12 protein-coding genes and 1 rRNA gene are annotated in these 14,594 nt (G+C 75.9%); all 13 read right to left on the bottom strand.

The window, feature by feature from the left end; all coding sequences use genetic code 11:
* Positions 1-124 (bottom strand): 16S ribosomal RNA (locus ACI780_RS24110); the annotation flags it as partial.
* Positions 125-498: 374 nt separating this feature from the next.
* A complete protein-coding gene (tyrS, locus tag ACI780_RS24105; protein WP_457006035.1) occupies positions 499-1,785 on the bottom strand; it encodes a tyrosine--tRNA ligase in 1,287 nt (428 codons plus the stop codon).
* Positions 1,782-2,408 carry a DNA-3-methyladenine glycosylase gene (locus ACI780_RS24100; protein WP_457006034.1) on the bottom strand — a complete coding sequence of 209 codons (627 nt, stop codon included), beginning with the start codon at positions 2,406-2,408 and terminating at the stop codon, positions 1,782-1,784. Before ACI780_RS24100 ends, tyrS begins: the two co-directional genes overlap by 4 nt.
* Before the next feature lie 17 nt (positions 2,409-2,425).
* A complete protein-coding gene (argH, locus tag ACI780_RS24095; RefSeq protein ID WP_457006033.1) occupies positions 2,426-3,871 on the bottom strand; it encodes an argininosuccinate lyase in 1,446 nt (481 codons plus the stop codon).
* The gene (locus ACI780_RS24090; RefSeq protein ID WP_457006032.1) at positions 3,868-4,434 is read right to left on the bottom strand and encodes an arginine repressor; all 567 of its coding nucleotides are present in this window, start codon (positions 4,432-4,434) and stop codon (positions 3,868-3,870) included. Before ACI780_RS24090 ends, argH begins: the two co-directional genes overlap by 4 nt.
* Positions 4,431-5,378, bottom strand: a complete 948-nt coding sequence (argF, locus tag ACI780_RS24085) for an ornithine carbamoyltransferase (protein ID WP_457006031.1) — start codon at positions 5,376-5,378, stop codon at positions 4,431-4,433. The genes ACI780_RS24090 and argF overlap by 4 nt, the downstream gene beginning before the upstream one ends.
* On the bottom strand, positions 5,375-6,565 hold the full coding sequence (locus tag ACI780_RS24080) for an acetylornithine transaminase (RefSeq protein WP_456872949.1): 1,191 nt from the start codon (positions 6,563-6,565) through the stop codon (positions 5,375-5,377). The genes argF and ACI780_RS24080 overlap by 4 nt, the downstream gene beginning before the upstream one ends.
* Positions 6,562-7,563, bottom strand: coding sequence for an acetylglutamate kinase (gene argB, locus ACI780_RS24075; RefSeq protein ID WP_456872948.1), 1,002 nt, complete (start codon positions 7,561-7,563; stop codon positions 6,562-6,564). Before argB ends, ACI780_RS24080 begins: the two co-directional genes overlap by 4 nt.
* Positions 7,560-8,711 carry a bifunctional glutamate N-acetyltransferase/amino-acid acetyltransferase ArgJ gene (gene argJ, locus ACI780_RS24070; protein WP_457006030.1) on the bottom strand — a complete coding sequence of 384 codons (1,152 nt, stop codon included), beginning with the start codon at positions 8,709-8,711 and terminating at the stop codon, positions 7,560-7,562. Before argJ ends, argB begins: the two co-directional genes overlap by 4 nt.
* Entirely contained in the window at positions 8,708-9,760 is a 1,053-nt protein-coding gene (gene argC / locus ACI780_RS24065; RefSeq protein WP_457006029.1) for an N-acetyl-gamma-glutamyl-phosphate reductase, read from the bottom strand. The genes argJ and argC overlap by 4 nt, the downstream gene beginning before the upstream one ends.
* 176 nt (positions 9,761-9,936) lie before the next feature.
* Positions 9,937-10,746, bottom strand: a complete 810-nt coding sequence (locus tag ACI780_RS24060; RefSeq protein ID WP_457006028.1) for an SDR family NAD(P)-dependent oxidoreductase — start codon at positions 10,744-10,746, stop codon at positions 9,937-9,939.
* Positions 10,736-13,225: a phenylalanine--tRNA ligase subunit beta gene (gene pheT, locus ACI780_RS24055; RefSeq protein WP_457006027.1), complete on the bottom strand. Its 2,490-nt coding sequence runs from the start codon at positions 13,223-13,225 to the stop codon at positions 10,736-10,738. Before pheT ends, ACI780_RS24060 begins: the two co-directional genes overlap by 11 nt.
* Complete coding sequence (locus tag ACI780_RS24050; RefSeq protein ID WP_457006026.1) at positions 13,222-14,289, bottom strand: phenylalanine--tRNA ligase subunit alpha; 1,068 nt, start codon at positions 14,287-14,289, stop codon at positions 13,222-13,224. Before ACI780_RS24050 ends, pheT begins: the two co-directional genes overlap by 4 nt.
* Positions 14,290-14,594 lie beyond the last annotated feature (305 nt).

Genomic DNA, 14,594 nt, shown 5'->3' with positions numbered 1-14,594 from the left:
TTGCCCACGTGTTACTCACCCGTTCGCCACTAGAAACACCCCCGAAGGAGTGCCCTCGTTCGACTTGCATGTGTTAAGCACGCCGCCAGCGTTCGTCCTGAGCCAGGATCAAACTCTCCGTAGATGAACTTGATCTGGCGAGAACCGAGACCTGACAGATCTCGATGTCATCAACCAAAGGAATCCCTCACCACACGGAACACCGTGCAGTGCGGGGGTTTGTTACTTGGCACTGACTTTCGGCACGCTGTTGAGTTCTCAAGGAGCGGACGCACACCAACTCGACCCTCTCGGGTTCTGCTGGAGGCTTGTTGTCCAACCCTGCGCCCGCCGGAGGTGTTCCCTGTCGGGTCCCTCGCTCCGGCCCTCCCGGGCCGTGCGGCGCGCAGAGAGAAAGTTACGTGGCTGTCGTGACCGTGTCAAACCGGTGACCCGTGACGCCAGACACCGTTCCGGTACCGGCGTGTCACCTGGCGTTCACACGCCCGGGCGCCCCGGCTACCGGTCCGCGGGGACCCGCTGGACGCCGGCGACCGACCGCTTCCCGCGGCGCAGGACCAGCCACCCGCCGGGCAGCCAGGCCTCCTCCCCCGGCACCGCGTCGGCGTCGATCACGCGCTCGTTGTTGAGGTAGGCGCCGCCCTCCTTCACCGTGCGACGTGCCTCGGAGAGGCTCCCGACGAGGCCGGTGCGCTGCAGCAGCTGCGCGACCGTCGGGGTCTCGCCGTCGACGGTCACGCTTCCGGCCTCGCGCAGGGCGGCCGCGAGCGTGTCGGCGCCCAGCGCCGTGAGGTCGTCCCGGCCGAACAGCGCGCGGCCGGCCGCCTCGGCCTGCCGCAGCTCCTCGGGCCCGTGCACCAGCGCGGTCAGCTCCTCGGCCAGCGCGCGCTGCAGCGCGCGGGCGGCGGGGCGCTCCACCGACTCGGCCACCAGCGCCTCGACCTCCTCCGCCGGGCGCTCGGAGTACAGCGGCAGCCAGGCGCGGGCGTCGGCGTCGTCGGCGTTGAACCAGAACTGGAAGAAGGTGTAGGGCGAGGTCAGCGAGGGGTCGAGCCAGACGGCGCCGCCCTCGGACTTGCCGAACTTGGTGCCGTCGGACTTGGTGACCAGCGGCGTCGACAGCGCGTGCACCCGCGCGCCCTCGGTGCGGCGCACCAGGTCGATGCCGGCGGTGAGGTTGCCCCACTGGTCCGAGCCCCCGGTCTGCAGCGTCACCCCGTGCCGCCGGTGCAGCTCGCGGAAGTCGTTGGCCTGCAGGATCTGGTAGCTGAACTCGGTGTAGCTGATGCCGGCCTCGGAGTTCAGCCGCGCGGACACCGCCTCCTTGGCCAGCATCTGGCTGACCCGGAAGTGCTTGCCGAGGTCGCGCAGGAAGTCGATGGCCGACACCGGCGCGGTCCACTCGAGGTTGTCGACGTAGACCGGCCGGGCCAGGCCGTCGGTCTCGGCGGGGACCTCGAGGAAGGGCGCGACCTGCTCGCGGATGCGCTGCACCCAGCCGGCGACGGTCTCCCGGTCGTTGAGCTGGCGCTCGGCCGAGGGCCGCGGGTCCCCGATGAGGCCGGTGGCCCCACCCACCAGCACCACCGGTCGGTGCCCGGCGCGCTGCAGCGCGCGCAGCACCATGAACTGCAGCAGGTGGCCGACGTGCAGGCTCGGCGCGGTCGGGTCGAAGCCGGCGTAGTAGCTGACCGGCCCCTCGGCGAGGTGCGCCCGCAGCGCCTCCTCGTCGGTGCTCTGGGCGATCAGCCCACGGCGGTGCAGCTCGGACAGGACGTCGGTCACGGGTGCCCATCCTGCCCGGCGGCGCGACGGCGGCGCGGCCCGCCCGGGCGGAACGCGCTCACCGACGGCGCGCCGGTCTCCCAGAACCGCCACGGCAGCTCGGTCGCCCGGCTGATGCCGACCCGCGGTCCCGTCGAGACGGCGGACGGCGGTTCCCCGGCGTGCAGCCGCACGGTGGACGCCGGGTCGAGGACGTCGACGCCGCCGTCGCCGGGTCCGATGGCCAGGGACGCCGTCAGCCGGGCCGGGCCGCGGGCGAGGTCGCGCGGCACCTTCGCCGAGGGCCGGCGGGTCGCGGCCAGCGGCTCCCCCGCCACGACCTCCCCGGCGCGCAACAGCACCGCCGAGCCGCGGCCGGCGGGCCCGACGACGACGTTGGCGCACCAGTGCACGCCGTAGCTGAAGTAGACGTAGAGCCGGCCGGGCGGGCCGAACATGATCGCCGCACGCGGCGTGGGCCCGCGATGGGCGTGCGAGGCGGGGTCCTCCCCCTCCCCCGAGTACGCCTCCACCTCGGTGAGCCGCACCGCGACGGTGCCCTCGGGCCGGTCGGTGACGAGCAGGCAGCCCAGCAGCGCCGGCGCGACGACGTCGACCGGCCCGAGCAGCTCGTCGGCCGTCACCAGGCGGCCGGCAGCGCTCAGAGGGCGGCCGCCACGGGCGAGCCGGCCGACCAGCGGCCGTGCGCGGCGGCGACGTCCTTGAGCGAGGCGAGCTGTGCGGCGACCTGGCGGGGGGCGGTGCCCCCGCGGGTGTCGCGCGCCTCCAGCGCACCGCGGACCGACAGCACCGCCCGCACCTGCGGGGTGAGCCGCTCGTCGATGCCGGCGAGCTGGTCGTCGTCGAGCTGGTCGAGCTCCAGGCCGGCCTCCTCGCAGAAGGAGACCACCGCGCCGGAGATCTCGTGCGCCGAGCGGAACGCGACGCCCTCGCGCACCAGCCACTCGGCGACGTCGGTGGCGAGGGCGAACCCCTGCGGCGCGGCGGCCTCGAGCACCTCCGGGCGCAGGGTCAGCGTGGCGACCATCCCGGTGACCGCGGGCAGCAGGAGCAGCAGCTGCTCGAGGGAGTCGAAGACCGGCTCCTTGTCCTCCTGCAGGTCGCGGTCGTAGGCCAGCGGCAGGCCCTTGAGCATCGTGAGCAGGCCGGTGAGGTTGCCGACGAACCGGCCGGACTTGCCGCGCGCGAGCTCGGCGACGTCGGGGTTCTTCTTCTGGGGCATGATCGAGGACCCGGTGGCCCAGGCGTCGTCGAGCCGCGCCCAGCCGAACTCCGTCGACGTCCAGAGCACGACCTCCTCCCCCAGCCGGGACAGGTGGACGCCGATCAGCGCGGCGGCGAAGCAGAACTCCGCGGCGAAGTCGCGGTCGCTGACCGCGTCGATCGAGTTGTCGGCGGCGCGGTCGAAACCGAGCTCGGCGGCGACGGCGTCGGGGTCCAGGGGCAGCGACGACCCGGCCAGCGCGCCGGAGCCGAGCGGGCTGACCGCGGCGCGGCGGTCCCAGTCCTGCAGCCGGTCGACGTCGCGGGCGAACGCGTGGGCGTGGGCGAGCAGCTGGTGGGCGACGAGCACCGGCTGGGCGTGCTGCAGGTGGGTCATCCCGGGCGCCGGCACGTCGAGGTACCGCTCGGCGAGCCCCAGCAGCGCGTACTCCAGCGAGGCGAGCTCGCCGACCAGCGCGCGGACGTTGTGCCGCAGGTACAGCCGCAGGTCGGTGGCGACCTGGTCGTTGCGGGAGCGGCCGGCGCGCAGCTTGCCGCCGAGCGGGCCGAGCTTGGCCAGCAGGCCGCGCTCGAGGGCCTCGTGCACGTCCTCGTCGGCCTCGACCGGGGCGAAGGTGCCCGCGGCCACCTCCGCCGAGAGCTCGGTGAGCGCGCGCAGCATCTGCTCGAGCTCGTCGTCGGCGAGCAGCCCGGCGCGGTGCAGCACCCGGGCGTGGGCGCGCGAGCCGGCCAGGTCGTAGGGCGCCAGCCGCCAGTCGACGTCGGTGGACTTCGACAGCGCCGCCATCGCCGGCGACGGGCCGCCGCCGAAGCGGCCGCCCCACAGCCGGGTGGGCGAGGCGGGGGCGGTCGGGTCGGTCACGGGGTGCGTCCTCCGGGTGTCCGTGGGGTCGGTGCCTCGTCGGTGAGGTCGGTGTGCAGCTCGGGGTAGACCGCCGGGGTCCGGGCGGCCAGGGCGAGCAGCCGCTCGGCCAGCGCCGGCCCGCCGTCGGGCGCGCGGGAGACGGCGAGCAGCGTGTCGTCCCCGGCGATGGTGCCCAGGACGTCGGGCAGTCCCACCTTGTCCAGCGCCGAGGCGAGGAACTGCGCGGCCCCGGGCGGGGTGCGCAGCACCGCGAGGTTGGCGCTGCCCTCGGCGCCGGTGAGCAGGTCGGCCAGCAGCCGGGTGAGCCGGGCCGGGGCGGCCTGCGCCGGGCGCAGCGGGGCGTTCTCCGGCGGGAGCACGTAGGACGCCGGGGCGCCGTCGGACCCGCGCAGCTTGACCGCGCCGAGCTCCTCCAGGTCGCGGGAGAGCGTGGCCTGGGTGACCTCGACGCCGGACTCGGCCAGCAGCGCGGCGAGCTGGGTCTGCGAGGTGACCGGGCGGGCGGCGATCAGCTCGGCGATGCGGGCCTGCCGGGCCGACCGGGGCAGCGCACCGCTCACCCGGAGCGCTCCAGCAGCCACGTCAGCAGCGCCTTCTGCGCGTGCAGCCGGTTCTCCGCCTCGTCCCAGACGGCGCTCTGCGGCCCGTCGATCACGTCGGCGGCGATCTCCTTGCCGCGGTAGGCCGGCAGGCAGTGCAGGACGACGGCGCCGGCGGCGGCGCGGGCCAGCGCCGCCTCGTCGACGGCGTAGGGCAGGAACGGCGCGACCCGCGCCTCGTGCTCGCCCTCCTGCCCCATGGACACCCAGGTGTCGGTGGCCAGCACGTCGGCGCCGTCGGCGGCGGCCGCCGGGTCGGCGGTCCAGCGCACCGACCCGCCGGTCTCCGCGGCGATCTCCCCCGCCCGCTTGAGCACGTCGGGGGCGGGCTGGTAGCCCTCCGGGGAGCCGATCCGCACGTGCATGCCGGCGGTGGCGCCGCCGAGCAGGTAGGAGTGCGCCATGTTGTTGGCGCCGTCGCCGAGGTAGGTCAGCGTGCGCCCGGCGGGCGTGCCGTGGGCCTCGGCGACCGTCTGCAGGTCGGCCAGGACCTGGCAGGGGTGGAAGTCGTCGGTGAGCGCGTTGACCACCGGCACCCGGCTGGTGGCGGCCATGGTCTCCAGCCGGTCCTGGCCGAAGGTGCGCCAGACGATGGCGGCGACCTGGCGGTCGAGCACCCGGGTGGTGTCCTCGACCGGCTCGCCGCGGCCGAGCTGGCTGGTGCCGGCGTCGACGACGAGCGGGTAGCCGCCGAGCTCGGCGACGCCGACGGAGAACGACACCCGGGTGCGGGTCGAGGGCTTGTCGAACACCACCGCCACGGCCCGCGGCACCCCGTTCGGGGCCCGCAGCGGGGTGGGGGCGGCGTCGGTGTGCCGGGTCCGCTTGAGCTCGGCGGCCAGCGCGAGGACCTCGGCCTGCTCGTCGGGGGTGAGGTCGTCGTCGCGGGTGAGGTGCCGGGTCACTGGTCGGTCTCCTGCAGGGCGGTGTCGAGGGCGGCCGGCAGCGCGGCGAGGAAGGCGTCGACCTGGGCGTCGGTGAGCACCAGGGACGGCGCGAGCCGCAGCACGTCGGGAGCGACGGCGTTGGTGAGGAAGCCGGCGTCGCGCAGGGCGGCCTCCAGGGGCCCTGCGACGTCCCGGGCCAGGACGACGCCGAGCAGCGCACCCCTCCCCCGGACGCCGGTCACCGCGGCGGACCCGAGGCCCTCGACGCCGGCGGTGAACCGGTGCTCGAGCTCCTTGGCGCGCTCCAGCAGGCCCTCGTCGCGGATGGTGTCGAGGACGGCGAGGGCGGCCGCGGCGGCGATCGGGTTGCCGCCGAAGGTGGACCCGTGCGAGCCGGCGGTCATCAGGTCGGCGGCGTCGCCGAAGGCGAGGGTGGCGCCGAGGGGCAGGCCGCCGCCGAGCGCCTTGGCCAGCGTGACGAGGTCCGGCTGCAGCCCGTCGGCCTGGTGGGCGAACCAGTGCCCGGTGCGGCCGGTGCCGGTCTGCACCTCGTCGACGGCGAACAGGGCGCCGGCGGCCCGGGCGGTGTCGGCGGCGGCGGCCAGGTAACCGGCGGGCGCGGGCAGCACGCCGCCCTCGCCGAGCACCGGCTCCAGCAGCACCATCGCCGTCGCGTCGCCGACCGTGCCGGCCAGCGCGGCGGCGTCGCCGTAGGGGACGTACCGGACGCCGCCGGGCAGCGGGGCGAAGGCGGCGGCCTTGGACGGCTGACCGGTGAGCGCCAGCGCGCCCATGGTCCGGCCGTGGAAGGCGCCCTCGGCGGTGACCACCTCGGGCCGCCCGGTGAGCCGGCTGATCTTGAAGGCGGCCTCGTTGGCCTCGGCGCCGGAGTTGCAGAAGAACACCCGCCCGGGCCGGCCGGCCAGCTCCAGCAGCCGCTCGGCCAGCGCGACGCCGGGCTCGTGCATCGCCAGGTTGGACACGTGCCCGAGGGTCTGCGCCTGCCTCGTGATCGCCTCGACCACGCGCGGGTGGGCGTGGCCGAGGATCGTCGTGGCGATGCCGCCGAGCAGGTCGGTGTACTCGCGGCCGTCGACGTCCCACACGGTGGCGCCCTGCCCGCGCGCGAGCGCGACCGGCGGCGTCCGGTAGTTGCCCATCATCACCGCCGACCAGCGGCCGGCCAGCTCCTCGGTGCGGGTCATGCCGGCTCCTCCCCGGTGAGGGTGTGCGCCGGGACGACCATCGTCCCGGTGCCCTCGGTGGTGAACATCTCCAGCAGCAGGGCGTGCGGGGTGCGCCCGTCGACGACGGTGGCCCGCCGGACCCCGCCCTCGACCGCCCGCAGGCACGCGGCCATCTTCGGGACCATCCCGGCGTCCAGCGTCGGGAGGATCTCGGCCAGCTCGGCGGCGTCGATCTGCTGCACCAGCGAGTCGCGGTCGGGCCAGTCGGCGTAGAGGCCCTCGACGTCGGTGAGCACGACGAGCTTGACCGCCCCCAGCGCCACGGCCAGCGCGGCGGCGGCGGTGTCGGCGTTGACGTTGTGCACCACGCCGTCGCGGTCGGGTGCGACGGTGGCCACGACCGGGATCTTGCCCCGCTCGAGCAGCGCGGTGACCGGCGTCGGGTCCACGGCGACGACGTCACCGACCAGGCCGACGTCGACCGGCTCGCCGTCGACCACGGCGACGGTGCGCTCGGCGGTGAACAGCCCGCCGTCCTCCCCGGACAGGCCGACCGCCAGCGGGCCGTGGCCGTTGATCAGCCCGACCACCTCGGGGGTGACCTGGCCGGTGAGCACCATCCGGACGACGTCGACGGTCTCCTCGGTGGTGACCCGCAGGCCGCCGCGGAACTCGCTGTCGATGCCGAGCCGGCCGAGCATCCCGCTGATCTGCGGGCCGCCGCCGTGGACGACGACGGGCAGGATGCCGCAAGTCCGCAGGAACACCATGTCGTCGGCGAAGGCCCGGCGGCAGTCCTCGTCGACCATCGCGTGCCCGCCGTACTTGATCACCACGACGTTGCCGTGGAACTCCTTGAGCCACGGCAGCGCCCCGGTGAGGACGGCGACCTTCGCGGCGTCGCCCTCGGGGTCGTGCCGGCGCATGCGGCGGGTGGTGCCGACGCGCCGCCGCGGCGGCGGGGGCGCCTCGTCGACCCGGACGTCGGGCGGGGTGGGGTCCTCGTGAGTGCTCACGTCGAGTACGCCGAGTTCTCGTGCACGTAGGCGATCGACAGGTCGTTGGTCCAGATCGTGGCCTGCTCGGTGCCGGCCTTCAGGTCGACGTCGACGGTGACCGCCCGGCCGGTGAGGTCGACGCCCTCCCGGGGGTCGCCGATGGCGCCGCCGCGGCAGACGGTGACGCCGTTGATGGTGACGTCCACCCGGTCGGGCTCGAAGGCGGCGTCGGTGGTGCCGAGCGCGGCCAGCACCCGGCCCCAGTTGGGGTCGTTGCCGAACAGCGCCGTCTTGAGCAGGTTGTTGCGCGCGCACGCCCGGCCGGCGGTGAGCGCGTCCTGGACGGTCGCGGCGTTGCGCACGGTGATCGCGATGTCCTTGGTCGAGCCCTCGGCGTCGGCGAGCAGCTGCATGGCCAGGTCGGTGGCGGCGGCGGTGAGCGCCTCGGCCACCTCCCCGGGGGTCGGGGTGACCCCGCTGGCGCCGCTGGCCAGCACGATCACCGTGTCGTTGGTGGACAGGCAGCCGTCGGAGTCGACCCGCTCGAAGCTGACGCCCGTCGCCTGCCGCAGCGCCGGACCGAGCACGTCGGCGGATACCACCGCGTCGGTGGTGAGGACGACGAGCATCGTGGCCAGGCTCGGCGCGAGCATGCCCGCGCCCTTGGCCATGCCGCCGACGGTCCAGCCGTCCCGGGTCTGCACGGTGGTCTTGGGCACGCTGTCGGTGGTCATGATCGCCCGCGCGGCGTCGGCCCCGCCGTCGGCCGACAGCGCCTTCGCCGCGTCGGTGACGCCGGGCAGCAGCCGGTCCATCGGCAGCCGGACGCCGATGAGCCCGGTCGACGCGACCGCGACGTCGATGGCACCCAGGCCGAGCTCGGTGGCGGTGTGCTCCGCGGTGGCGTGGGTGTCGCCGAAGCCCTCGGTGCCCGTGCAGGCGTTGGCGCCCCCGGAGTTGAGGATCACCGCCCGCAGCCGCCCGTCGAGCAGCACCTGGCGGCTCCACAGCACCGGCGCGGCGGGGAAGCGGTTGGTGGTGAAGACGGCGGCCGCGGCGTCCTGCGGGCCGTCGTTGACGACCAGCGCGACGTCGGGGTCGCCGCTGGACTTCAGGCCCGCGGCGACCCCGGCCGCCCGGAACCCGGCCGGTGCGGTGACGCTCACGGGGCCACCCCCACGACCGGCAGGCCGGTGGTCTCGGGCAGGCCGAGGGCGAGGTTGGCGCACTGCACGGCCGCGCCGGCGGTGCCCTTGACGAGGTTGTCGACGGCGGCGACGACGACCAGCCGGTGCGCGTCGGGGTCGACGGCGACCTGCAGCGCGACGGTGTTCGCGCCGAGCACCTGCGCCGTCGTGGGCCACTGCCCCTCGGGCAGCAGGTGCACGAACGGCTCGTCGCCGTAGGCCTTCTCGTAGGCGGCGCGGACGGCGGCCGTGTCGACCGCCGGACCGGCGCCGTCGGCCAGCGGCGCGGTGCAGGTGGCGAGGATGCCGCGGCTCATCGGCACCAGCGTCGGGGTGAAGCTGACGGTGACGTCGCGGCCGGCCGCGGCGGAGAGGTTCTGCACCATCTCCGGGGTGTGCCGGTGCGCCCCGCCGACGCCGTAGGCGCTGGCCGAGCCCATGACCTCGCTGCCGAGCAGGTGCGGCTTGGCGGCCTTGCCCGCGCCGGACGTGCCGCTCGCGGCCACCACGACGACGTCGGGTCCGGCCAGGCCGGCGGCCAGCGCGGGGGCGAGGGCCAGGCTGACCGCGGTCGGGTAGCAGCCCGGCACGGCGATCCGCCGCGCGCCGGTCAGCTCCGCGCGCCGGCCGGGCAGCTCGGGCAGGCCGTAGGGCCAGGAGCCGGCGTGCTCGGAGCCGTACCAGCGGGTCCAGGCGGCGGGGTCGTTCAGTCGGTGGTCGGCGCCGCAGTCGATCACCAGGGTGTCCGGGGGCAGCTGCGCGGCGACGGCGGCGGACTCCCCGTGCGGCAGCGCGAGCACGACGACGTCGTAGCCGGCGAGGTCGGCAGGTGCGCTGGTCCGCACCTCCAGGTCGGCGAAGGGCAGCAGGTGCGGCTGCAGCTCGCCCAGGCGTCGGCCGGCGCTCGCGTTGGCGTGCACCCCGGCCAGCCGCAGGTTGGGGTGCCCGGCCAGCAGCCGGCACACCTCTCCCCCGGCGTACCCGGTGGCGCCGGTGACCCCGACCGTCCACGTCTGCACACTCGTCACGGTGCATGACCATACATGCTTGTGCATGGTCTTCCAGCTGGGAGGTCAGGAGGTACTCCCTGGCGCAGTCGTGCTCTGCCCCGCCCGTGGGGGCAGAGCACGAGCACACGGGGCTCGCCTCCTCGTGCTCTGCCCCGCAGATGGGGGCAGAGCACGACCGTGCACGGAGGAGGACCTCAGGCCAGCGGGTCGCCCTCGCCGTAGGGGACCAGCCGCAGCCGGCGCGCGTCACCGGTGGGCGTGGTGGCGCGCAGGGTCTCCAGGGAGTCGACGCCGGCACGGACGAACCGCCCCGACCACTGGTCGAGCTCGCCGGCGGCGATGGCGACGACGAGGTCGACGACGTCCTCCGGGCGGGTCCACTCGGTGCGGCCGGCGTGCACCGGCATGGCGCGGGTCATCGCGGTGTCGACCACGCCGGGCGCCACGTCGAACGCCCGCACGCCGTGCGCCGCGCCGGCCAGGTCGAGGGACTCGGTGAGCCGGACCTGCGCGGTCTTGCCCGCCGAGTAGGCGCTGTAGAGCGGGTTGGCCCGCGTGGCGATCCCGCTGGACAGCCCGATCACCCGCCCGCCGCCGGCGGCGAGCATCCCGGGCAGCACGGCGCGGGCGAGCAGGAACGGACCGCGCACCTGGCTCTCCACCACCGACCACCACTGGTCGGGGTCGGCCTGCCAGAGCGGCACCTCGGCGGCGTCGATCAGCCCGGCGTTGTTGACCAGCAGCCCGACCGGGCCGAGCTCCGCCGTCACCCGCGCGACGGCGGCGTCGACGGCCGCGGGGTCGGTGACGTCGGCGGGCAGCGCGAGGGTGCGCGCGCCGGTGGCCGCGGCGACGTCGTCCATCGCCGCCCGCAGCCGGCCGCCGCCGCGGGCCAGCCCGGCGACGGCGGCGCCGCGGGCGGCCAGCCCCTCGGCGAGGTGCCGGCCGATGCCCGCCGACGCCCCGGTGACGAGCGCGACGAGCCCGCTCAGGTCAGGCGTCACCGCTGCGCAGGGTGATCCCCTGCAGCTCCACGACCGCGACGACGCCCGCGCGCACCCGGGCGACGTCCTCGGCGGTCAGCGTGCGGTCGGGGGCGCGCAGCACCAGCGAGTACGCCAGCGAGCGCGACCCCGGCGGCACCGGCGGGCCGGCGTAGACGTCGAACAGGCGCACCGACTCGAACAGCTCGCCGGCCCCGCCGCGCACCAGCGACTCGACGTGCGCGGCGGTGATCGCGTCGGGCACCACGAAGGCGAGGTCGAGGAACACCGGCGGGAAGGCCGAGATCGGCGGGCCCACCGGCACCGGCGCTGGGGGCAGCGCGTCGACGTCGAGCTCCATGACGCAGGTGCGGGCCGGCAGGTCCAGCGCCGCGCACACCCGCGGGTGCAGCTCGCCGGCGTACCCGACGACGCGGGCGTCCTCGCCCTCGCCGACGACGAGCTCGGCGCAGCGGCCGGGGTGCCAGGGGGCGCGCTCGCCGGGGCGGACGAACAGCCGCACGCCGGCGGCCTCGGCGACCAGCCGGGCGGCCTCCACCGCGTCGGCCCACCCGGCCGGGCGGCCCGGGCCCCACCAGCCGCGGGGCTCGCGGGCGCCGGTGAGTGCTACGGCCACGTGCCAGGGCTGGTCGGGGACGGCGCCCAGCAGCGCGGCGAGGGTGTCGTCGTCGGGCCGCCGGTCGACGCCGGGGACCGGCGTCGGGGTGCGGCCGCCGCCGGGGAAGACCGCGCCGTGCTCGAAGAGGGCGACGTCGCGCCGGCCGCGGGCGAGGTTGCGGGCCAGCGTGGCGAGCAGGCCGGGCAGCAGCGTGGTGCGCAGCGCCGGCTCCTCCTCCGACAGCGGGTTGCGCACCAGCACGACCTGGCGGCGCTCGTCGTCGCCGGGCAGGCCGAGGGTGTCGGGCACGCCCAGCCCGACGAACGGGTAGGCCGGCGCCTCGACGTAGCCGGCCTCGGCCAGCGTCCGGCCGATGCTGCGGCGGCGGCGCTGGGTCTCGGTGAGCCCGCGCCCGGGCGGTGCGGTGGGCAGCACCGAGGGGACGTCGTCGTAGCCGGCCAGCCGGACGACCTCCTCGACGAGGTCGGCGGGGTCGGTGAGGTCGGGACGCCACGACGGCGGGGTGACGGTGAGCCGGTCGCCGTCGGCCTCGACCGTGCAGCCGACCGCGCCGAGCAGCTCGACCACCGTCGCCGCGGTGTACGGCACGCCGGCGACCCGGCCGGGCTGCGCGGCGTCCAGCAGGATGACGGGGCGCGGGCCGCGGGTGTCGACGTCGACCGGGCCGCCGACGACGCGGGCGCCGCCGTACTCGGCCAGCAGCGCCGCGGCGCGGGCCAGCGCGACGACGGTCATCTCCGGGTCGACGCCGCGCTCGAAGCGCTTGGCGGCCTCGCTGGGCAGCCGGTGCCGGCGGGCGGTGCGGGCCACGCCGGTGGGCTCCCAGTGGGCGGCCTCGAGCAGCACGTTGCGGGTGCCGTCGCCGATCTCGGTGGACGCCCCGCCCATGACCGCGGCCAGCCCGATCGGGCCGGTGTCGTCGGTGATGAGCAGGTCGTCGGGCGACAGCGCGCGGTCGGCGCCGTCGAGGGTGGTCAGCCGCTCGCCCTCCCGCGCCCGGCGGACGACGATCGGCCCGGTGACCGCGTCGCGGTCGAAGGCGTGCATCGGCTGGCCGAGCTCGAGCATGACGTAGTTGGTGACGTCGACGGCCAGCGAGATCGACCGGACGCCGGACTGCGCCAGCCGGCGGCGCATCCACCACGGGCTCGGCGCGGTGGGGTCGAGCCCCTCCACGGCCAGCATCGAGAAGCGGTCGCAGCGGTCGGCGTCGGCGACGGCGACCTCCCACGCCGGCTCGCCGGCGGCCTCCACCGCGGCCGCCGCGGCGCCGGGGTCGCGCCAGCCGACGGCCAGCCCGGTGCCCACCTCGCGGGCGATGCCGCGCATGGCCAGGCAGTAGCCGCGGTCAGGGGTGACGGCCAGCTCGACCACGACGTCGTCGAGGCCCACCACCGGGCGGGCGTCGGCGCCCGGCTCGGGCCCCTCCCCGCCGGAGGCGAGCACCAGGATCCCGGCGTGGTCCTCGCCGGTGCCGAGCTCGCGCGCCGAGCAGATCATCCCGTCGGAGACGTGGCCGTAGGTCGTGCGCGCGGCGATCGCGAACCCGCCGGGCAGCACCGCGCCGGGCAGCGCGACGACGACCGCGTCGCCCACGGCGAAGTTCGTGGCACCGCAGACGACGCCCCGGGGCTCCGCCTCCCCGACGTCGACCCGGCAGTACCGGATCGGCTTCTTGAACCCGGTGAGCTCCTCGATCTCCAGCACCCGCCCGACCACCAGCGGGCCGGTGACCTCGGCCGGGCGGTGGACCTCCTCGACCTCCAGGCCCAGCCGGACGAAGGTGGCGTCGAGCTCCTCGACCGTCGTCCCGGCGGGGACGTCGACGTACTCGGCCAGCCAGCCGACGGGGACCCTCACTGCTCCACTCCGAACGCCGTGGTGAACCGGACGTCGCCCTCGACGATGTCGCGCATGTCCGCGACGCCCGAACGGAACTGCAGCGCCCGCTCGATGCCGACGCCGAAGGCGAAGCCGCTGAACTCCTCCGGGTCGACGCCGCAGGCGACGAGCACCCGCGGGTTGACCATCCCGCAGCCGCCCCACTCGACCCAGCGCGGGCCGTCGCGGTGCTCGGGGAACCACACGTCGAACTCCGCCGACGGCTCGGTGAACGGGAAGTACGACGGCCGCCAGCGGGTGACCGCCTCCGGACCGAACAGCGAGCGGGCCAGGTGGTCGAGCGTGCCGCGCAGGTGCGCCATGGTGAGCCCACGGTCGACGGCCAGGCCCTCGACCTGGTGGAACACCGGGGTGTGCGTCGCGTCGAGCTCGTCGGTGCGGTAGACCCGCCCGGGCGCCACGACGTACACCGGCGGCCGGCGCGAGAGCAGCGTGCGCGCCTGCACCGGGCTGGTGTGCGTCCGCAGCACCAGGCCGCCGTCCTCGGGCGCGACGAACAGCGTGTCCATCATCGAGCGCGCCGGGTGGTCGGGGCGGATGTTGAGCGCGTCGAAGTTCAGCCACTCGGCCTCGAGCTCGGGGCCGTCGGCCACCTCGTAGCCCATGCCGACGAACACGTCGGCGATCCGCTCCATCAGCGTGGTGATGGGGTGCCGCGCGCCGCGCGGGGTGCGGTCCCAGGGCAGCGTGACGTCGACCCGCTCCTCGGCCAGCACCCGCTCGTCGCGCTCGGCCTCCAGCACCGCGCGGCGGGTGTCGTAGGCCTCCGTGACGGCGACCCGCGCCGCGTTGACCCGCTTGCCGGCGTCGGCCCGGGCGGCCGGGGGCAGCGCACCGAGCTCGCGGCGGGCCAGCGGCACGGGCGCCCGGTCACCGAGGTGGGCCGGGCGGACGGCGGCCAGCGCGTCGAGGTCTGCGGCCTTCGCGAAGGCCTCGCGGGCCGCGGCGACGGCGGCGTCGAGGGCCTCGGCGGAGAGGGCCGCGACCTGCTTGGGGTCGTAGGGGTCGTTGGCGCCGGACACGGGAGGCCATTCTGCCCGCCATCCCCTCCCGGCCGCCCCCGGGTTCCCGGGCCGGCCGTCCCGCCCCGTGACGAGATCGGCGGTCTCGTGGCCATCAGCGCCGCACGGCCACGAGATCGGCGATCTCGGTGTGGGTGGAGGGGGTGTCCGGGGCGGCTGCCAGGATCGGCGGCGCACGGCGAGCACGGACACAGCGAGCACGGACACAGCGAGCACGGACACAGCGAGCACGGACACAGCGAGCACGGACACAGCGAGCACGGACACAGCGAGCACGGACACAGCGAGCACGGACACAGCGAGCA

It is taken from the genome of Geodermatophilus sp. SYSU D00814 (assembly GCF_054050055.1).
This window is presented reverse-complemented; position numbering and strand designations above follow the sequence as displayed.

What these genes read in the sequence shown, in the direction of transcription:
- ACI780_RS24080 (WP_456872949.1), bottom strand. Translation starts at nt 6,565, where the DNA reads ATGACCCGCACCGAGGAGCTGGCCGGCCGCTGGTCGGCGGTGATGATG.